General features: G+C 65.2%; 8 protein-coding genes. 1 reads left to right on the top strand and 7 read right to left on the bottom strand.

The genetic code is table 11. The annotated features are described in order from the left end of the window. Positions 1-60 precede the first annotated feature (60 nt). Complete coding sequence (locus tag BMY67_RS08980; protein ID WP_177189756.1) at positions 61-8,310, bottom strand: FG-GAP-like repeat-containing protein; 8,250 nt, start codon at positions 8,308-8,310, stop codon at positions 61-63. Positions 8,311-8,713: 403 nt separating this feature from the next. On the opposite strand from BMY67_RS08980, the gene BMY67_RS08975 reads away from it, so the two are divergent. Further along, positions 8,714-11,149: a zinc-dependent metalloprotease gene (locus tag BMY67_RS08975; RefSeq protein ID WP_245744968.1), complete on the top strand. Its 2,436-nt coding sequence runs from the start codon at positions 8,714-8,716 to the stop codon at positions 11,147-11,149. A gap of 193 nt (positions 11,150-11,342) precedes the next feature. Here BMY67_RS08975 and BMY67_RS08970 read toward each other — a convergent pair whose 3' ends face one another. The 6 genes from BMY67_RS08970 to BMY67_RS08945 all read right to left on the bottom strand — a co-directional run bounded on the left by BMY67_RS08970 (position 11,343) and on the right by BMY67_RS08945 (position 21,529). Beyond that, positions 11,343-12,872 carry an efflux transporter outer membrane subunit gene (locus BMY67_RS08970; RefSeq protein WP_092770620.1) on the bottom strand — a complete coding sequence of 510 codons (1,530 nt, stop codon included), beginning with the start codon at positions 12,870-12,872 and terminating at the stop codon, positions 11,343-11,345. A 251-nt stretch (positions 12,873-13,123) separates the two neighbouring features. Continuing rightward, entirely contained in the window at positions 13,124-16,291 is a 3,168-nt protein-coding gene (locus BMY67_RS08965) for an efflux RND transporter permease subunit (RefSeq protein ID WP_092770618.1), read from the bottom strand. A gap of 225 nt (positions 16,292-16,516) precedes the next feature. Next, the gene (locus tag BMY67_RS08960; RefSeq protein ID WP_092770616.1) at positions 16,517-17,671 is read right to left on the bottom strand and encodes an efflux RND transporter periplasmic adaptor subunit; all 1,155 of its coding nucleotides are present in this window, start codon (positions 17,669-17,671) and stop codon (positions 16,517-16,519) included. A 292-nt stretch (positions 17,672-17,963) separates the two neighbouring features. Continuing rightward, on the bottom strand, positions 17,964-18,341 hold the full coding sequence (locus BMY67_RS08955) for an Imm51 family immunity protein (RefSeq protein WP_092770614.1): 378 nt from the start codon (positions 18,339-18,341) through the stop codon (positions 17,964-17,966). A 54-nt stretch (positions 18,342-18,395) separates the two neighbouring features. Further along, positions 18,396-19,034 carry an SMI1/KNR4 family protein gene (locus BMY67_RS08950; protein WP_092770612.1) on the bottom strand — a complete coding sequence of 213 codons (639 nt, stop codon included), beginning with the start codon at positions 19,032-19,034 and terminating at the stop codon, positions 18,396-18,398. A gap of 50 nt (positions 19,035-19,084) precedes the next feature. Beyond that, complete coding sequence (locus tag BMY67_RS08945) at positions 19,085-21,529, bottom strand: TonB-dependent receptor (protein ID WP_092770610.1); 2,445 nt, start codon at positions 21,527-21,529, stop codon at positions 19,085-19,087. Positions 21,530-21,578: the final 49 nt, after the last annotated feature.

The raw sequence follows: 21,578 nt of genomic DNA, 5'->3' as shown, positions 1-21,578 counted from the left end.
TGCCGCCGCGGCCCGGCGTTTGGGCCGGAATCAGCCCGAGCACGTTCGCCCTTTAAGCCATCAGTTGGCAATAGTTATCCGGCCAATCAGTACCCGGTTACCAAGCACTAGGCGCAGGGCGTAGATGCCGGCGGGCAGTGCCGCTACGCCGATGCGCTGGTAGCCCGTGGCCGAGAGCTGCACGGGCTGCTCCAGCACCAGCTGCCCCGTCGAGTTGTACAGCCCCAGCCAGCCCGCCCCGGCCGAAGCCGGCCGCAGCTCCGGGGGCAAAGCCAGCGTGAACTGCCCGCGGGCCGGGTTAGGGTACACCAGCAGGCGCGGGTCGGCGGCGGAAGCCGTAGCGGCGTGGGTAACCAACTGCCCGTCGTTGAAGCGGATGTCCAGGGCCGCGCCGCCGGTGGCCAGCTCCAGCGCGGCCAGGTCTACGTCGCCATCCCCATCGAAATCGGCCAGCACCAGCGGGCCGGGGTTGCGGCTGACTGCTACCGGCGCGCCCGGCCGGAAGTTGCCTTGCCCGTCGTTTGCCTGCACGATTACGCTGGCATCGCTGGCGTAGGAAACCACCAAGTCCAGGTCGCCGTCGGCATCCACGTCGGCGAGTTCCACGCGCTGAATGTAACCGGTGGCGGCCAGCGGCAGGCCGGCGGGCCCGAACCCGCCGCGGCCATCGTTGCGCAGCAGGCTCAGCCAGCTGCTGCTCAGGGCGGCATCAGTGCAAACGGCGACCACGTCGGGCGAGCCATCGGCGTTCAGGTCGGCCAGCAAGGCCTGGCGCACCCTGCCGCCCGGCACGGTGAGCAATTGGCCCGTGGCAAACTCGCCGCGGCCGTCGTTGAGGTGCAGCCGCAGGCCTTGGGCACCGTTGGCCGTCAGCGCGTCCAGGTCGCCGTCGTTGTCCACGTCGGCCAGCACAACGCCGTCGGCGGCGGGGCTGGCCAGGTGCTGGGCCGAAGCGAGAGCGAAGGTGCCGTCGCCCTGATTGCGCAGAACCGAGAGCCGGCCGTCGAGGTAGGAGGTAGTAACGATAAGGTCCAGGTCGCCGTCGGCATCCACGTCGCCGAGGGCCAGCTTATCGGCACTCGTGTACACCTGCCGGGTGGGGGCGAAGGTGCCGTTGCCCTGGTTGAGGCTGATGCTGAGGCCATAGCCGAAGCTCCAGAGCACGTCCAGCGCCCCGTCGCCGTTCACGTCGCCGAGCACCAGCTGCTTAGGGTTCTGGCCGTAGGGGTACTCGATGCCGGGCGCGGGCTGGAAGCGGCCCCGCCCGTCGTTGCGCTCAATCAGCACGCTGCCGTTGTTGGTGTACTGAATTTCCACGGGCAGCAGCAGGTCCAGGTCGCCGTCGTTGTCGATGTCGCCCACGGCCAAATCGTTGGCAAACCAGCCCACGCCTTGCGTGGTGCCACCCCGAAACAGGCCCCGCCCGGCGCCCCCGGTAGCCGCCCGGAACTGGTACACCTGCGGGAACAGGGGCTTGCCGTCGGTGGATTGCATGGTGGCGGGCAGGCTCACGCTCACCTGCTCGCCGGGCATAAAGGCCTGGGCGGGCGCAAAGCGCAGCGTGGCCGTGCCGCCGCCCGTCAGGCTGCCCGCCCGCTGCCCCCGCAACTGGCTGCCAAACACCCGCACATCGGCCAGCGAAGCCGACGCAATGGGGGCCGAAAACGACAAACTCAGCGGCCCGTTGCGCGGCACCGACACGGCGTTGGGTCCTGGGTTAAGCGTGGTGGCCACCACCTGCGCCACCACCGTAAACGCGGTGGCCGAGCTGGCCGTAGCCACGGGCGAAACTACGGACAGCGGCCCTGTACTGGCCCCCAGCGGCACTTTCACGGTGATTTGAGTGGCTGAATTAACCACGAAGCCGGGGGCCGCCGTGCCATTGAAGCGCACCTCGGTAGCTCCCTGAAAGCCACTGCCGGTAACAACCACCGTAGTACCTACGGGGCCAGCAGCCGGCGCGAAGCTGCTAATTATGGGCGGCGGGGTTGGGCCGTTGAGGCGGACGTTGTAGCCGGGCGCATCCCGGTCGCCGCCAATCAGGTCCAGGTCGCCGTCGTTGTCCACATCGCACAGCAATGTGCCGTTGGCGTCAGACGAGCGGAAGTTCAGAAACTCGCCCCGGCCGTTGTTGAGCCGGATTTCGGCCGGCTCGCCCCAGTAGGAGTTCAGCAGCAGGTCCAAGTCGCCGTCGCCGTCCAGGTCGCCCACCGTCAGGGAACTGGTGCCGATGGCCACGTCGAACCGCGTGGTAGTAAACTGGCCCTGGCCGTTGTTGCGGCTGATATTTACGCTTGAAACTCTGGGCTGGGTTGAGGGAGAGGACAGGCTAACAACGTCCAGGTCGCCGTCGTTGTCAATGTCCACCAAATGAATATGGTAAGATTCGCCGTCGGCGAATTGGGCATCAATGGGAGCCGCCAGTTTGCCGTGCCCGTCGTTGAGCAGCAGGTAGGGGGCGTTGTTGTTGATGAGCAGGTCCAGGTCGCCGTCGCCGTCCACATCACCAATTTCGGTGTTAGTGAACAGTACATTAGTGCCGTTGCTCAGGTAAGTGGAAGTCAGGCCCCCGAACCGGCCGGTGCCGTCGTTGAAGCCCAGCACTATCGTGCAGGCCGAGTGGCCCTGGTTACTCATGATGATGTCCAAATCACCGTCGGCGTCCATGTCGGCCAGGTTCAGTTGGGTGGGCTCTTCGGTCAGCTTTACTTCATGCCGTTGCGGGAAGGCCCCCGCGCCGTTATTGAGCAGCACGAGCAGCTTCAGGCCCGAAACGCTGACCACGATATCCAGGTCGCCGTCGTTGTCCACGTCGCCCAGCACGAAGTCCGGCCGCAGCTCATCGGTATCAATGGCAATGCTGGTACTGACGGCCAGAAAGCCGCCCGCGCCGTTGTTGGGCCGCACTTCCACGGACGGCCGGTTCAGGATAACCATATCCACGAGGCCGTCGCCGGTTACGTCGCCCAGCTCCAACAACGATTCCTCGTCGGCTTCCACTTTGGTAGGAGCCTCGAAGTAGCCGCGCCCGGTGCCGCCCACGGCCGCCCGAAACTGGTACACTTGTTTGCGCACCCGGTTCTGGTTGGCCTCGGTGTAGGCCGGAATGCTCACGCTCAGCTGCTCGCCGGCCAAAAAGGGCCGGTCCGGGGTAAAGGTAAAGGTGCTGGTGCCCGCGCCCTGGCGGCTGCCCGCCAGCAGCCCGCCCCGGCGCTGGCTGAACACGGCCAGCGTGGCCGCGCTGTTTACGGGTACCGCCTGCCCGAAAGTCACGGTAACGGCAGCACCAGGGGCCGCCGTGGCGTTGGGGGCCGGGCTCACGCTTAGTACCGGCACCGGCCGCAGCACCGTGAAGGCTTGGGGCGAGTTGGCGCTGCCCTTGGGATTACGCACGCTAATCAGGCCGCTGGCGGCCCCCGCCGGTACGCGCACCGTGATTTGGGTGGCGGAATTAACCGTGAAATCGGGGGCCGGCGTGCCATTGAAAGTGACCTCAGTGGTGCCGATCAGGTCGGTGCCGGTGAGCATTACGGCAGCTCCGGGCAGGCCGCTGGCGGGCGTAACCGCCGTCAGGGCAGGACGGGCTATCCGCTGGTTGAGACGCAGGTAGGCCGCATTCTCATCACTGGCCACCACAAGTAGGTCCAGGTCGCCGTCGCCGTCCACATCGGTCAGCGCCAAGCCGTCGCGGGCGGCGGGGAGGCTGGCCGGAGCTACACCGGTACTGAATGTGGCCTGCCCATCGTTGAGAAGCACTGCCGAGAAAGGAGCCGAGCTAATGGGGGAGCCAACCAGCACTAGGTCCAGGTCGCCATCGGCATCCACGTCGCCCAGCGCTAGGTCCCAGCACGCAGGAATTTTCTGGCTGCTGAGAAAATTGCCCTGGCCGTCGTTGCGGTACACCGAACCATTGTTGGTGGCCAAATCCAGGTCGCCGTCGTTGTCGAGGTCGCCCAGCACCACCCGCTGAATGTCGCCCGAGGCAGTGGGCAGGCGCACGACCCGCGTAAGCAGGCCCTGCCCGTTATTGAAGCAAATGTTCAGGCTATTGGCATTGGGGCCAGTCAACCCTCCGCAGGCGACAATCACATCCAGGTCCCCATCATTATCCACATCGCCGGTAATCACTCCGGTTGGCCGGTAGTCTAGCCGAATTCCCTGGTAAGTAGGAAACCGGCCGGTGCCATCATTGAAGCGAATGTACAGGCTGTCGGCGCTGCTTTTGAGCAGCAGCAGGTCCAGGTCGCCGTCGCCGTCCAGGTCACCCAGCGTTAGGTTCGGGATGATTGCCGTTTTATTGATAAAGATGCTCTGCTCCGTAAACGTGGCCAGGCCATTGTTGAGAAAAACGCTGCCGCCGTTCGTTACAATGTCCAGCTTGCCATCGTTGTTGAGGTCGCCCAGCGCGAGCCCCGGAGTGGTGCCATAAAGACTGGACACGGGCACCCGCGTACCGGCCCGAAACGACCCGCCGCCGCTGTTGAGATGCACATAGCCGTCGTTGGTTATAAAATCCGGGTTGCCGTCGTTGTTAAGGTCGCCCACGGTCAGCGAGTTAGAGCGGTAGACCAGCGGAACGTTGGCCGTGCCGATGGTATCGAACAAGCCCGTGCCCGTGCCCGCCGCCGCCGCCATGAACTGAAAGACCTGGGGCCGCACGCTGCCGCTGCCACTGTTGCCGGCCAGGCTGGCCGGCAGACTCACGCTCACCCGCTCGCCGGGCCCGAAGGCTTTGGCCGGCGTAAACGTGAGCTGGCTGGTGCCGCCGCCCGCGATGGTGCCGCCGCGCAGGCCTCGCCCCAAACTGTGCACCCGCAGGCCCGCGGCGCTGGCCGCGCTGATGGCCTGGTCGAACGTAGCGCTTATGGCAGTGTTGGTGGGCGCACTCGCCTGGTTGCGGGTCGGGCTCACGGCCACCACGGCAATGGGCAGCGTTACCTCAAAGCGCACTTTCGATGTGGCCTGGCCCGCCGGCGTAGAAACGGCCACCAACCCGCTGGTGGCCCCCGCGGGCACCGTAGCCACCAGCTCGGTAGCCGAGCGAACCGTGTAAACCGGGGCCGCTACGCCGTTGAACGCCACGGCCCGCACGCCGATGAAGTTGGTACCCGTGATGAGCACGGTGCTGCCCACCGGGCCGCTGGCGGGCATCAGGGCCGTAATGGTAGGCGCGGGGGCGGGCTGGTTGAAGCGCAGCGCCAGCAGGTAAGCGCCCACCGAAACCACGTCCAGGTCCTGGTCGCCGTCGAGGTCGGCGGCGGCGACCAGGCGGGTGTAGGGCTCGGCCCCGGCAATGGGCACGATGGCCGAAAAGCTGCCCGCCCCGTTGCCCAGGGCCACGTGGCTGTGGGTGATGAGGTCCAGGTCGCCGTCGGCATCGGCGTCGCCCACCACCATGCCCATGCCAGGCAGGGGCAAGTCGGCGGTGCCACTAAAGGTGCCCATGCCATCGTTGAGTCGGATTAGGGTACCTCCCTCTTCAGTCTGGTAGCTCCCCGCGTAGCGGACCAGCAGGTCCAGGTGGCCGTTGGCATCCACATCGGCCAGCGCCACCTGAGTAGGCGTTTTGTTGAGCAGCAATCGTGGGCCGGCCGTAAACTGGCCGGTACCATCGTTGAGCTTGGCCTCCACTACCGGCTGAGAATAGAGCCCATTAATAGCGCCCGCTACCACTAAATCCAGGTCGCCATCACCATCCACGTCGCCCAGCGTCACGGCCGCTACGCTGAATGCTAGCGACAGGTAGGGGGCCTCCGAAAACGTGCCGGAACCATCATTGAGCCAGCCCTCCGCGCTGCTGGTGGTGCGCACCACCAGGTCCAGGTCGCCATCGGCATCCAGGTCAGCCATCAGCAACTGCTGGGTGGCGCTCCGGATGCTGAAGGTAGAATAGGCCGTAAAGCCGCCCTGGCCATTATTGCGCAGCACGGTTACTTTGCCGTACGAAGCCATCAGCAGGTCCAAATCGCCGTCGGCATCCACGTCGGCCAGCTGCAAGGCCGTGAGCACGCCCTGGCTGGAGGTAAGGCTCTTCGGGGCCCCAAACGTGCCCTGGCCGTTGTTGAGGCGCAGCTTAACGGCGACCGAGCCGCCGGATTCGCCCGTGAGCAGGTCCAGGTCGCCGTCGCCGTCCACGTCGCCCACCACGGTGGCCTCCGCCGACAGCGAGCCCGTAGCGGTGCTCGTGCCCGTAGCGAAATTAAGCTGCCCGGTACCGCCGGTGGCGGCCGTAAACTGCACCACCTGGGCCCCCACCGGATTGCCGGCCGCGTCGCGCAGGCGGGCCGGCAGGCTCACGCTCACCTGCTCGCCCGGCGCAAACGGCTGGGCCGGACTGAAGCTAAGCGTGGCGCTGCCGGCCCCCGCCAGCGTGCCCGCCAGGCGGCCCTGCCGCCGGCTGCTGAACACCCGCAGCTCCGGGGCCGAGGCCGCCGTAATGGGCTGGCTGAAAACGGCCGTAACGGCGCTGCCCACCGGTACGCTCACAGCGTTGCGCGGCGGGGTGATACCCGTCAGCAGCACCGGCACCGGAATGGTTACCGTGAAGGGCAGGGGCGAGGTGCCGGTGCCCGCCTCGGCGGTTTCTATGGTTACCGGCCCGCTAACGGCCCCCGCCGGCACGGTTACCGCAACCGTGCTGCCCGCTCCGCCTAGGCGGAAGTCAGGCGCCAACACCCCGCCGAAGCGGATGCCCACAAGGTCGGTCAGGTTGGCGCCCGTGATGGTGATGGTGGCGCCCACCGGCGCGGCGGCCGGCGTCAGGGCCGCAATGGTGGGGGGCGGCAGGGGCGGGGGCGGGCTCTGGTTCAGGCTGAGCACCACGTCTCCCCGGTCGTTGGCCGTGAGCAGGTCCAGGTCGCCGTCGCCATCCACGTCGCCCAGCGTTACGCCGCTGCTGGTTTCGGGGGCGGCCGGGTCGCGGCTCAGGCGCAGGGCGCGGGCCTGCAGGGCAAAGCTGCCCCCGGTGTTGAGGTAGGTAAACACCCGGCCCCCCTTTCCCTGCGCAATTACCAGGTCCAGGTCGCCGTCGGCGTCTACGTCGGCGGCCCGCAGGCCGCTGGGGGTGCTGCCGGGCGGCAGCGCCAGCGTGGCGCTGCCGGCAAAGCCGCCGTACCCGTTGTTGAGGCGCAGGCTGATAGATGCGCCCCCGGCATCGGCCGTGAGCAGGTCTAGGTCGCCGTCGTTGTCGATATCGGCCGCAAGCAGCTCAACCGGAGCCATGCCCACGGGCAGCACGAGCACGCTGGACGTCCCGAAAACCCCCAGGCCATTGTTGAGCCGCACGCGCACTTCTCCCGCGGGCCGGGCCGGGGTGCCGGCATTGGCCGTGAGCAGGTCCAGGTCGCCGTCGTTGTCGATATCGGCCAGCACGACGCTGGTCGGGCCCGCGCCCATGGCCACCGTAACGGGCGAGTAGTAGTAAATTCCCAGCGCTTCATTGGGCCCCCCGTTGCGGTAAATGGTCGAGGTGCCCTCATCGGCGTTGGCCGTTACGAAATCCAGGTCGCCGTCGCCGTCGATGTCGCCGGTGGCCACGCTCACCGGGCGGGCGCCCACCGGGGCATCCTGGAACCCTGAGTGCAAGGCATCGGTGAAGGTGCCGGTGCCGTCGTTGAGGCAGATGGAAACCGAGTTGTTTTTAGCGTCGCAGATGAGCAGGTCCAGGTCGCCGTCGCGGTCCACGTCGGCCAGCGTCATGCCGGCCGCTTCCTGGGCGGCAATCACGTTTATCTTGAAGCGGTACCGGCCCGCCCCATCGTTGAGGTAGACGCGGCCACCGAACAAGCCGCCCTGGGTTACCAGGTCGAGGTCGCCGTCGTTGTCGAGGTCGCCCAGCACCTGGCGGGAGCTGGTAACGGCGGCCACGATGGTCGTGTCAATAAAAAAGCCCCGGCCCGTGCCCCCGGTGGCCGCCGTGAACTGGTACACCTGCCGGGCCAGGGCGCTGCCGCTGGTGCCGGTAAGGGTAGCCGGCAGACTCACGCTCACCACCTCGCCGGGCGCGAAGGCCGGGTTGGGCAGGAAGGTGAGCTGGGCCGTGCCGCCGCCGCTCACGCTGCCGGGCCGCTGGCCCCGCAGCAAAGAGCCCTGCACGCTCATTTTGCCAGCTGATGCCGGTGTAATGGGCTGCGAAAAGTTCACGCCAATGGCCGCGTTGCGGGGCGCACTCACGGCATTGCGGGCCGGCTGCCGGCTTAGCACGGTTACCTGGGCCTGGACGGCGGCGGGCAGCCCCGCCAGCCCCACGGCTAGCAGGCAGCCCCGCCGCCAAGCTGCGCCCGCGCCTGCGGACACAATAGAACTAAACAAAGCCGGGACGGAAGTAGCGGTTTTAGCCAAGCAATAGCGAAAGTAGGATGCGTGAAAACGGTTCCGGTAACAGTGCTTCTGGAAGGAGCTGCTGTAAGAAAAGCTGGCCTAATTAAAGAGGTTAAAGCAGCCGAAAGCGTGCAAGTTACGCGCCGCGCATCACGGTACAATACCATTCGTGTATTCTGTTGCTGCCTTGTTCCAGGCAATTCGCGAATCCGGGTATAGAGGCAGCTCCCGGCAGTTGCTTGACACTGTGTTTTTCGCCCCGGCAACCGGGAGGTGCAACGCCGGGTTGCCGACGCCAGCCGGAAATTAAGGTTCACTGGAAGCATACAGACGGGCACTCAAATTCCCTTGCTACCTTACCGCAGCTTGCTACCACCCGAAAGACCTGTTGGCCGTGACCCGACTCTACCCGCTACTGTTAAGCCTGCTGCTGCTCATCACCCACAACCTGACGGCCCAGACGCTGGCCGAAAAAACCAGGGGCCTGAAGAAATTCGAGGGCTTTTTCCCGTTTTACTGGGATGAGAAAACCGGCCGGATTCTGCTCGAAATCGACAAGCTCGACCAGGAAATCCTCTACGTGAGCAGTTTGCCCTACGGGGTAGGCTCCAACGATTTGGGCCTCGACCGGGGCCAGATTGGGCAGACGCGCATCGTGAAATTCGTGCGTAGCGGCCCCAAAATCCTGCTGCTCCAGCCCAACTACGACTTTCGGGCCGTGAGTTCCAACCCCGACGAGCGCAAATCGGTGGAGCAGGCCTTTGCCCGCTCGGTTATCTGGGGCTTCAAGGCCGAAGCCCAGCAGGGCAACCGGGTGCTGGTCGACCTCACGCCCTTTCTGCTACGCGACTCTCACCAGCTCTCCGACAAGCTGGAGGAGCTTAAGCAGGGCAGCTACAAGGCCGAAGAAAGCCGCTCGGCCGTGTTTCTGCCCAACACCAAGGGCTTCCCGCTCAACTCCGAGTTTGAGGCCCTCGTGACGCTGGTCGGCAAGGCCAAGGGCCGCGAAATCAGCTCCGTGACGCCCGACCCCAATGCCCTGACGGTGCACCTGCACCACTCTTTTATTCAACTGCCCGACTCCAATTACCAGCCCCGCGCCTTCGACCCCCGCGCCGGCTTCTACGCCAACGAATTCGCCGACTACGCCACGCCCATAGGCCAGCCCCTCATCCAGCGGCAGCTGGTGCGCCACCGCCTGCGCAAAAAGGACCCCGCGGCGGCCAGCAGCGAGGCCGTGGCGCCGCTGGTGTACTACCTCGACCGGGGCGCGCCCGAGCCCGTGCGCTCGGCCCTGCTCGAAGGGGCCGGCTGGTGGAACCAGGCCTTCGAGGCGGCCGGCTACCGCAACGCCTTCCAGGTGAAGCTGCTGCCCGAAGACGCCGACGCGATGGACATCCGCTACAATGTCATTCAGTGGGTGCACCGCTCCACCCGGGGCTGGTCGTACGGGGCGAGCATCGTGGACCCGCGCACTGGCGAAATCATCAAGGGCCAGGTGTCGCTGGGCTCGTTGCGGGTGCGCCAGGACTACCTGATTGCCGAGGGGCTGCTGCAACCTTATGAGGATGGGCAGCCCACCAACCCGGCCCTGCTGCAAATGGCCGTGGCCCGCCTACGCCAGCTGGCCGCCCACGAGGTGGGCCACACCCTGGGCCTCTACCACAACTACGCCGCCAGCCCCCAGGAGCGGGCCTCGGTGATGGATTACCCCATGCCCCGCATCATCATGCGCCCCGACGGCAGCATCGACCTGAGCCAGGCCTACGCCGCCGGCATCGGCCGCTGGGACAAGCGCGCCATCCTCTACGGCTACCAGGATTTCGGCTCATTGGCCGCCGAAAAAACGGCCCTGCCCGCCATCATGCGCCAGACCCTGGCCGAGGGCTACGCCTTTATGGCCGATGCCGACGCCCGGGCCGCCGGCGGGGCCCACCCCACGGCCCACCTCTGGGACGACGGCACCAACGCCACCGACGAACTCAACCGCCTCATGGACGTGCGCGGGCAGCTGCTGGCCCGCTTCTCCGAAAAAGCCCTGGCCCCCGGCCAGCCGATGGCCCTGCTCGAAGAAGTGCTGGTGCCCATCTACCTGCTCCAGCGCTACCAGGTGGAGGCGGCGGCCAAGCAGGTGGGCGGCCTCTACTACACCTACGCCCTCAAGGGCGACGGCCAGACTATCACCAGGCTGGTGCCGCCCGCCGAGCAGTGGCAGGCCCTGGAGGCCCTGCTACGCACGCTTTCGCCCCGCGAACTGGCCCTGTCGGAGGAGCTGCTGGCCAAGATTCCGCCCCGGCCCGTGAACTACAGCCGCTCCCGCGAAACCTTCCCCAGCCGCACCGGCCTTACCTTCGATGCCCTGGGCGCGGCCGAATCGGCGGCGGCCACCACGCTGGAGTTTCTGCTCAACCCCCAGCGGGCGGCCCGCCTGCAGGACTACCACGCCCGCCACCCCGAACAGCCCGGCCTGAGCGCCGTGCTCGACAGGCTGTTGAATGTCACCTGGCGCGCCCGCCCCGAAACCGGCTCGGCGGGCGAGTTGCAGCGCCTCGTGCAGCAGCTCACGCTCCGGCAGCTGCTCACGCTGGCCGCCACCCCCACGGCCCCCTCGGGCGTGCGGGCCACGACCCTGCTGAAAGTAGAGGAGCTGAAAAACCAACTGCAAAAGACCCGAAAATCAGCCAAAGACGAAGCCCAGCAAGCCAACGCCCTGCTGGCTCTGCGCACCATCGCCCAGTTCAACGACGACCCCGAGAAGTTCCAGCCCGCGCCCACCCTGCCCATGCCCGACGGCGCGCCCATCGGCTCCGACGGTTGTGGGGGATGGTAGGATAGTTATGGCGTTGCGCCTCGCGTGCGCCTCACCCCCTAGCCCCCTCTCCGAAAAGGAGAGGGGGGACTAGAATCTAGTTTTCTAGTCTAGTTGTGGCTGCTCTAGCTCTAAAACTAAAAGCTAGCTCCCCCTCTCCTTTTTCGGAGAGGGGGCTAGGGGGTGAGGCGCAACGCAAGGGCATAAAGCCCTACTACTCTCCAGCCGCCACCGGCGTCCAGCCGCCGCCCAGGGCCCGGTACAGGTCGATGAGGAGCAGGAACTGCTGGCGGCGGGTGTCGGTGAGTTCCAACTCGGCGTCGAGCACGTTGCGCTGGGCGCTGATGACTTCGAGGTAGGTGGCGTAGTTGGCCTTGAACAGGTCGTCGGAGATGCTCACGGCTTGTTGCAGAGCTTCCACTTCTTCCTGCTGCAAGTCGAACACGCGCTGGTAATTTTCGATGCCGCGCAGGTTGGTGGTTACTTCCTCGAAACCTACCTGGATGGCCTTTTGGTAAGTGCTGTAGGCAATCTGCTGCTGGGCCACCGAGCGGCGGTAGTCAGCTTGCAGCTCGGCGCGGTTGAAGAGCGGGGCCGAGAGGCCGGCCAGCAGCCCGTAGGCCAGCGAGCCGGGGGTAGTGAACAGGACAGAGGCCCGGTAGGCGTGCAGGCCCACGAAAGGCGTGAGCTTGAGCGAGGGCAAAAAGGCGGCGCGGGCGGCCGACACGTCGGCGCGGGTAGCTACCAGCTCCAGCTCGGCCTGGCGCACGTCGGGGCGGCGCAGCAGGGTGGCGGCGGGCAGGCCGGCCGTGAGGCGGCTGGGCAGGGGCTGCTCCAGAATGCTGACCGGGCGGGCGATGGGGCGGGGGTAGCGGCCCAGCAGGCGGTTAAGCGTGTTTTCGGTGGCGGCTATCTGCTGCTGGGTTTTGGCCTCCAGGGCGCGGGTGCGCAGCAGCTGGGCCCGGAACTGCTGCACGGCCAGCTCGTTGGCCCGGCCGGCTCCTTTCAGGGTGCGCACGATGTCGAGGGCCCGCTCCTGAAACTGCTGGTTGCGGCGCAGCACCAGCAGCTCGTTGTCGTGGCTGAGCAGGGTGAAATACTGGCGGGCCACTTCGGCTACCAGCTGGGTTTGCACCAGGTGGCGGCCCCGCTCGGTGGCCAGCAGGCGCAGGTAGGCGGCCTGCCGACGCTGGCGCAGCTTGCCCCACAAGTCAATTTCCCACGACGAGCGCAAACCCAGGAAAAAGTCGGGCGTGGGGTTAGGAATGCGCCGCTTGCCCTCCACGTTGGGCGACAAGTTGGTGTCGTAGTTGCCCACGCCATCGAGCGTGTACTCGCCAAACCGCTCCACCCCGACGCTGGCCACGCCCTCCACTTGGGGCAGCAGCGCCCCGCGCCGCACCCGCAAATCGGCCCGCGCGATTTCGATGCGCTGGAGCGTAATGCGCAAGTCGGGGTTGGCCTGCAAGGCCGTATCAATCAATGAAACCAAATTAGGGTCGGCGAACAGTTCGCGCCAGGGCTGGCGGGCAAACGAGGCCGAATCCGGGGCGGTGATGGGGCCTGTTGCGCCAGCAGCGGCCGTAGCGGCCGAATCGGCGACGGGCGTAACGGCCGCCAGCGGGAAGGCCAGCGGCACGGCGGCGGCCCGGGGCGGGGCCACGGGCGCGGCCACCCGGCAGCCGGCCGCGGCCAGCGAAGCCGCGGTGAGCAGGGAAAGAACGGAACGGGAAAAGCGGGGCATTTTGGGGGAGAAGCTAGGAGTCAGGAGCTAGAAGTTAGAATGGCGGCTGACAGGTTAGGCTAGTTCCCCTCCTTGGAAAGGAGGGGCTAGGGGTGGTTGATTAGCGTTGAACGAACCCGTGGTGGCTCGTAGGAGCCACTAACGGTCTTTTGCCGGCTGTTCTGGCGGGCCGTTCAACGAGTCAACCACCCCAGCGGCGGCGGAGCCGCCGCGTCCCCTCCTCAGCTGAGGAGGGGAGCTTCGTTTTGAGGTCACACCAAAACAGCTTCCTCAGTAGCCTTTTCAGTTACCGGCTCGGCGGGCTGGTCTTTCTTCTTGCCGCCGCCCGAAAACAGCACGTACAGGCCCGGAATCAGGATGACGCCGAACAGGGTGCCGATGAGCATGCCGCCGGCGGCGGCCGTGCCGATGGAGCGGTTGCCGAGCGCGCCCGCGCCGGTGGCAATGGTGAGCGGAATCAGGCCGGCTACGAAGGCGAAGCTGGTCATCAGGATGGGGCGCAGGCGGGCGTAGGCGCCCTCCACGGCCGCGTCGAGGGCCGAGAGGCCTTCCTTGCGCTTGAGCACCGCGAATTCGATGATGAGAATGGCGTTCTTGCCCAGCAAACCGATGAGCATCACCAGCGAAACCTGGGCGTAGATGTTGTTTTCGAGGCCCAGCAGCTTGAGGGCCAGAAAGGCGCCGAAGATGCCGGTGGGCAAGCTCAGCAGCACCGGCAGCGGCAGCAGGAAGCTTTCGTACTGGGCGGCCAGCAGCAGGTACACGAAAATCAGCACGATGGCAAACACGTACAGGGCCTGGTTGCCGCTCAGAATCTGCTCGCGCGTCATGCCGCTCCACTCGTAGCTGTAGCCGCGGGGCAGCTCCGTGGCGGCCACTTTGGCGATGGTCGAAATCACGTCGCCCGACGAGAAGCCGGGGGCGGCGTCGCCGTTAATCATGGCCGAGGTGTACATGTTGTAGCGCGTGAGCTGCTCGGGGCCGTACACCCGCTCCAGCCGCACGAACGACGAGTAGGGCACCATCTCGTTGCGGTCGTTTTTAACGTAGAGCTTGAGCACGTCCTCGGGCTTGGTGCGGTAGCTGGGGTCGGCCTGCACCATCACCTTGTACATCTGCCCGAAGCGGATGAAGTTGGAGGCGTAGAGCGAACCCATCAGGGTCTGCAAGGTGCTCATGGCCTTGTCCACGGTTACGCCCTTCTTGGCGGCCTGGTCCTGGTCGACGTGAATCAGGTACTGGGGGAAGTTGGCGTCGAAGCCCGTAAAGGCCGCGCCCACGGCGGGCGTCTCGCGCAAAGCGGCAATGAAATCCTGGGTGACCTTGGCCGTCTGCTGCAAGTCGCCGCGGCCGGTGCGGTCCAACAGGCGCAGCTCGAAGCCGGCCGAGTTGCCGAAGCCGGGCACGGTGGGCGGCGGGAAAAACTGGATGTCGGCGTCGTTGATGTCCTGGGTTTTCTCGGTCAGCTCGGCAATCAGCTCGGTTACCGACTGCTTGCGCTCCTTCCAGGTTTTCAGGTTAATCATGGCCATGCCGTAGCTGGAACCGGCCACCTCGTTCATGAGGCTGTAGCCGGCCAGCGTCGAAACCGACTCCACCGGACCCAGCTTGGCCGCCACTTTCTCTACCTGATCGAGTACGCGCTCGGTGCGCTCCACGGTGGCGCCGGGTGGGGTGGTTACGTTCACGTAAATCATGCCCTGGTCTTCGGTCGGGATGAAGCCCGAGGGCAGCACCGCCTGCACGCCCCAGGTAGCCAGGCAGAAGCCAATCAGCAGGCCAATGGTGATGACGCGGCGGTTGGCCACGTAGCGCACCAGCCGCTGGTAGCCCTGGGCCAGGTTCTCGTAGCGGCGGTTGAAACCGGCGAAGAAGCGGTTGATAAAGCCCTTTTTAGCCTCCTCGCCCTCGGCCATTGGCTTGAGCATGAGCGCGCAGAGGGCGGGCGTCAGCGTCAGCGCGTTCACGCCCGAAATAACAATGGCAATGGCCAGGGTGAGCGAAAACTGACGGTAGAACACGCCCACCGGCCCGTCCATAAACGACACCGGAATAAACACGGCCGACATCACCAGGGTAATAGCCACGATGGCCCCGCCAATCTCGCCCATCGCCTCCAGCGTGGCGTCCATCGCCGAGAGGTGCTTCTCGTGCATTTTGGCGTGCACGGCCTCCACCACCACAATGGCGTTATCGACCACGATGCCAATGGCCAGCACCAGCGCGAAGAGCGTGAGCAGGTTGATGCTGAAGCCCAGCAGCTGCATGAAAAACAGCGTGCCCACCAGCGCCACCGGCACGGCCAGGGCCGGAATCAGCGTCGAGCGCCAGTCCTGCAAGAACAGGTACACCACGATAAACACCAGCACGAAGGCCTCCAGCAGCGTAATGAGCACCGCGTTGATGCTGGCGTCGAGGAAGCGCGAGACGTCGTACGACACGTTGTAAGTCATGCCGGGCGGGAAGCTGGTGCCTTTCAGCTCGGCCATGCGCGCCTTCACGTTGGCAATTACTTCGGAGGCGTTGGAGCCGGGGCGCTGCTTGAGCATGATGGCGGCCGAGGGGCGGCCGTCAATCTTCGACGTCATGCCGTAGTTGAGCACGTCGAACCTGATGTCGGCCACGTCTTTGAGGCGCAGCACCGAGCCGTCGGGGTTGGCCCGCAGCACCACGTTTTCGTACTGGCGGGGCTCGAACATCTTGCCCGTGTAGCGCAGCACGTATTGCAGCACCTGGGCCTGGGAGCCCGAGCTTTCGCCCGAGCGGCCGGGGGCCGCCTCCACGTTCTGGGCCCGGATGGCCTCCACCACCTCGTCGGCGGCCACGTTGTAGGCCACCATGCGGTCGGGTTGCAGCCACACCCGCATCGAGTACTCGCGCGAGCCCATGATTTCGGCGAAGCCCACGCCATCGATGCGCTTAAGCTCCTGCAACACGTTGATATCGGCGAAGTTATAGATGAACTTCTCGCCCACCTTGGGGTCGTCGCTCATGATGTTGAGGTAGAGCAACATGCTGTTCACCTCCTTCTCGGTGGCCACGCCGGCCCGGATGACCTCCTCGGGCAGCTCGTCAATCACGGTCTGCACCCGGTTCTGCACGTTCACGGCGGCCAGATCGGGGTCGGTGCCCACCTCAAAAAACACGGTAATCAGTGTCGTGCCGCTGTTCGAGTTCACCGACTGAATGTAGGTCATGCCCGGCACGCCGTTAATGGCCCGCTCCAGCGGCGTGGCCACGGCCTTAGCCAGCACCTCGGAGTTGGCCCCGGTGTACTTGGCCGTTACCGTTACGGAGGGCGGCACGATGTCGGGGAACTGGGTGATGGGCAGCGTAAACAGCGCCAGCGCCCCCAGCAGGGTAATAAACAGCGAAATAACCAGCGATAAAACCGGCCGGCGAATGAAGAGTGCGAGCATTCTTTCTTTAGTGCTTGGTGCTTGGTTGGTGGTGCTTAGAGCTTCGGTTGCTAGAGCTAGAAACTAGCTCCCCTCCTTGGAAAGGAGGGGCTGGGGGTGGTTGATGCTGGCAGAACGATATACTGTTGAGGGAGCTGTTCAACGGTAGTCAACCACCCCCAACCGCTCCTTTCCAAGGAGGGGAGCTAGTTTTCTAGCTCTAGCTCCGTGCTGCCATAAGCTTGCCTACCGCCCATCCTGCCCGTTGAGCACCGCTTTCATCGATACCATCCGGGGCTTGATGATGGCGCCGTCGCGCAGCTCCTGGATGCCTTCGTAGACCACCTGGTCGCCGGGCTTGAGGCCGGCTTTTACTACGTAGTAGTCGGCCAGGCGGGCTTCGGGCTCGAAGGAATGCTGCATCACCCGGCCATCGTCGCCGAGCAGGTACACGTAGTTCTTGTCCTGCACCTCAAACACCGATTTCTGGGGCACCAGCACGGCGTCTTTCACCGTGTTGGTGAGTAGTACCTTGCCCGTAGCGCCGTGGCGCAGCAGCAGCTTGGGGTTGTCGAAGCGGGCGCGGAAGGCAATGGAGCCGGTGTTGGGCGTAAACTGGGATTCCACGGTTTCCACCTTGCCCGGCACCGGGTAGGTGCTGCCGTCGGCCAGGATAAGGGTGGCCACGTTGGTGGCGCGGGCCGAGTCCTGGCGGCGGGTTTTCACGTACTCCAGGTACTCGGCCTCCGACACGTTGAAGTAAGCGAAGATGTCGTGGGCGTCGGAAATGGACGTGAGCAGGGTGCCGTCCTCAATCACGCTGCCCTTCTTGAGCGGAATGCGGTTGATAACGCCATCAAACGGGGCCTTGATGAGCGTGTACGACAAATCGAGGTTGGCCTGGGCCTGGGCCGAAAGCTGCTGCTGTACAGCGGCCTGGGCGGCGTTGAGCTTGGCACGCGCTACATCGAGTTCGGTTTTGGAGATGATGTTTTTGCCCACCAGCATCTTCACGCGCTCCACTTCCAGCTCGGCCACCCGTGCATCGGCGCGGGCGCTGCCCAGCGCCGCTTTGGCCTGACTTACGCGGCTGCGGTACTCGGTGTCGTTGAGGCGGAACAGCGTCTGGCCCTTGCGTACGGTCTGGCCCTCGTCCACGTAAATTTCCTCCAGAAAGCCTTCGACCCGGCCCCGCACTTCCACGTTGCGCACGGCCTGGATATCGGCCACGTAGGCGTGGGTGAGCACCGTGTCGCGGGCGTTAAGGGCCGTCACCAGGATTTCGGGCCGGGTTTCTTTCTGGGGGGTGTCGGCTTGGGTATCGGACCCGCAGCTGGCCAGCGAGGCGGCACAAAGCGGCAGCAGCAACCAACGAAAACGGGAAAGCAGAGGCAGGGGCATTGGGGAGGGGTTGTGGAAAAAAGTAGCGCATCGGAACGATGCGCAACGCCACAAAAGTCCTTCCTCCATATTAGGCCCAGGTTAAGCCCACATTAAAAACCGTTAATGCCTTGCCGCTTGCAACCAATACGAGCCCGGCTTCACAAGCCATTTCGCCAGGTTGCAGAGATGCATATTTGCGTCTTATCGGCCGCGCCGTTGTTGCGTCGCTGTTCAACGTTGCCGTTCCATAGCACCGTTCAGTAGCACCTTTCAGCGTCGTCGTTCAACGAGGAGACGCAAATATGCGTCTCTACTCGAAAAAATCGGTGGGGTCGGCCTGGGCCAGGTACTTGCTCAGGGCGCCCAAATCGGCAAACACGGGCTGCACCAGCGCCAGCAGCCGCGCCGTGGCGGCCGGCCCATCGGTGTAGGCCCGGAAAATCTCGCCCGCCCCGGCCAGCTCCACGTGAGCCAGCAGCTCGGGGTCGTGCTCCTCCAGCATGGTTTCGATGTGCTCGGCCCAGCTGGCCCCGCCGCCGCCGAAGCCGTAGCGTTCAAACACCACGTAGTAATCGTCCATATCCGAAAGGTCGACCAGCAGGCGCTGCTGCCGCTCGGGCGTGGCTTGCGCCGGGGGCACGTCGGAGAGGAGGAATGGGTGGGTGGCGGGGGGCGTTGTGGTCGGCATGGGCCGCAAGGTACGGCCGAATAAGAGCTGTCTCTCAGAAATGACAAAGCAACTTCAAAGGTCCTTAACCGCCTGCCACCGCTCGGCCAGGCACCAGTTCACCACGTCAATAGCTTGCACCGGGCTCAGGTACTGGTCGCCATCTTCCAACGCATCGGGGTTGAGCACATACAGATTCTCCTCCAGGTCAAGAGCAAACTCACTCAGCAGCCCGGCCACCGAGTCGGCCACGACGAAAGCCGTTTCGTTTTCCTCATCCAGCAGAATAATTTGCCCATACTGGCCATCGGGTGCCGGGTCAAGGTCGAGACACAGCCACACGTGCGAGCCATCGAAGCCCATGCGGAGCCAGTGAGGATTCAAAGCATTATCCCGCTTGATGGCTAGTAGTGCTTTAGTAAGGGAAACTACACCAGCATCAGAGGCTCTGTATTGATAGTTAGCCGTCACCTGCGCCGAGGGCAAAAAGCTGATGCCGTAGAAGAAGCTGCCGAAGTTGTCGGCATTTTCATTTAGCCCATCAAACCGCTGGTAAAGCGCCCGGTAATCAGCCGGTAGCGGCCGGCCCACGGCGGTTTCCAGCGCATCCAGCATGGCCGGTTCTGCGCCGGGGTTAAGCGATTCGCGGAGAATGCGGGGTGCGTGGGCGGCTAGCCAGGTTTCGATGCGGGCTAAGGAGTCAGCAAGGGACATATTGGTGGTTCGTTGGTAAATGTTGGTGGCCGACGGGTGGCCTTACGCTATCAAAACTCCACGATAAACCCAATCGTGGGCAGCACGGTGGCGCCGGTGTTGTCGAGCATCACGGGGATGCCGTTGCTGCCGTCAGGGCGCAGGGGCTGGCCATCGGTGGAAACGAACTCGGCGTTGTCGGGGGTGCGCTGGAAGGCGTAGCTGGGCACGGCCGGCGACTTCAGGGCCAGCGCGTTCTGCACGTCCGCGTAGAAATCGAAGGTGAAGCGGCGCAGGTTGATTTTCTTATCCAGCCGGAAATCGAGCTGCTGGAAGGTGCCCAGGCGCTGGGTGTTCAGGCGGCCGTAATCGAGCACACCCTGGCCGATGGTAAGGTAGTTGGCCCGCGAGGCCGCCGCGTTGAAGGGCGTGTAGGGCGCGCCGCCGGCCAGCCGGTACTTCAGGCCCAGCTCCCAGCCCCGCCCGAACTTGCGGCCCAGCAGCGCCGAGGCCAGGTGCCGGGTGTCCCAGGCCGAGGGCTGGTAGCGGCCATCGGCCCCGGTAAACTCGCTGTTGAACAGCGTGTAGGAGGCCACCGCATAGAGGTTACGGGTGAGCTGCTGCTGAAAAAACAGCTCGCCCCCGAAGGCCCGGCCCTTGCCCGTACTGGTCACGGCCTCGTTGCCCAAGGCAATAAAGTCGCCGCCCAGGTTGGCCAGCGAGATGCCGTCGCGCACGTTTACCGGGTAGTGGTCGTACTGCTTCCAGAAGCCTTCGAGCGTGAGGCGGCGGCTGGCGCTGGGCAGGAATTCCAGCCCCGCCACGTAGTGCGTGCTGCCGATGTAGCGGTTGCTCTTGTTCACGAGCCGGCCGGCGTTGTCGCGGAAGCCAAGCAGGGTGGAGGGCGGGATTTTGTAGTAGCGGCCCACGCTGGCGTTCAGGTTCCAGCGCGGCGTGAGGGCGTAGGTGGCCGAAATGCGGGGCGAAACGGTGCGCAGCATGTTGGCCCCGCCATCGGTAAAACTGTTGCCATCGGTGCGCAGCCCGGCCGAGAGCGTGAGCCGGTCGGCCGCCAGAAACGAGCGGGTGAGCTGGCCGAACGCGCCGAAGCGGGCGAAGTCGAGACTGGAGTTAAAATCGACCGTGACGGCCGGCTGCTGCACCGTGCCATCGGGGGCTACCACGGCCTGGCGCAGGCGGTTGAAAAAGCGGTTGTCGTAGTGAATGAGCTGGCCCACGGCCCCGTAGGCGTAGCGCCAGCGGCCGGCGCTGCGGTTTACGTCGAGGCGGAGCTTGTTCTCGGTTTCGCCCGAGCGCGTGAGCAGCACCCGCCGGCTTTCATCGCCCCGAAACTCCGAGCCGCCCTCAAAAAAATCGACCTGATTACTAAGCTGGGTGCGGCTCAGGGCCAGGTTGAGGTAGCCCCGGGGCAGCAGCTGGCGCAGGCTCAAACCCACGGTGTAGTTCCACTGGTCGATGGTGGGCGTGTTGCGGATGATGTAGGCTTTTTCGGGCGTGGTGGAGCGCGGCACGGCCACCTCGAAGTGGTCCAGCGCGCCCAGGCCTAGGGCCGTGAGGGTGGTTTTGGGCCCCAGCTTGGTGGTTATCTTGAACTGCGAATCCCAGTAGTCGGGCCGGATGGGCAGGTCAATCAGCTTGAAGAGCACCTGCAAATAGGAGCGGCGCACGGAGGCCAGAAACGTGGTGTTGGGGGCCAGCGGGCCTTCCAGGGTGCCGGCCACCTCGGTGCCGCTCAGGCGCACGTTGCCCTGCACGCGGTCGGGGTTGCCCTCGCGCTGCCGGAACTGAAGCACGCTGCTGAGCACGTTGTCGTAGCGGGCTTCGAAGGCCGAGGTGCTCAGCGTCACCTCGTCGATAAAGCTCACGTTGAGCATGCCGGCCGGCCCGCCGGCGCTGCCCTGGGTCTGGAAGTGGTTGATGACCGGCACTTCGATACCGTCAAGGTAGTACACGTTTTCGTTGGGCGCCCCGCCCCGGATGATGATGTCGTTGCGGAAGCCGGCGGTGCCGCCCGTGCCACCGCCACCCACGCCGGGCAGCACCTGCACCACCTTCGAGATATCGAAGTTGCCGCCGGGGTTGCTCTTAATTTCCTGGGCGCTCAGCCGCTGCACGCTCAGCGGCGTTTCGGGGGTAGCCACCCGAATGGCCCGGCTGGCCACCACGGTTACCTCGCCCAGTTGCTGCTGGGCCGTCACCAGCTCCAGGCCCACAATGTTGGCGTTGCCGCTGGTAATCACCACGTTGGCCCGCAGCAGCGGCTCGTAGCCAATAAAGGAGGCCCGCACGTTGTAGCTGCCCGTCGGGATGCCCGTGAGCCGGAAGCGGCCCTGTTCATCGGCGGCCGTGCCCAGGGAGCTGCCTTCCAGCGTAACGGTGGCGCCCGGCACCGGCTGCTGGGTGGCCCGGTCGCGCACCGTGCCGCTGAGTACGCCCGTCTGGGCCAGGCTGACTAGCGGCAGCAGCCACAGCAGTACAAGGTAGAGGAGGCGCATACGCGGTTGGCTTTCAGAAGATAAGGGGGTTCAATGCAAACCCGGCCGG

The organism is Hymenobacter actinosclerus, from assembly GCF_900111515.1.
In the GTDB taxonomy this organism is placed as follows: Bacteria; Bacteroidota; Bacteroidia; order Cytophagales; family Hymenobacteraceae; genus Hymenobacter; species Hymenobacter actinosclerus.
Note: the sequence above shows the minus strand (reverse complement) of the source record. Positions and strands in the feature narration are given on the sequence as shown.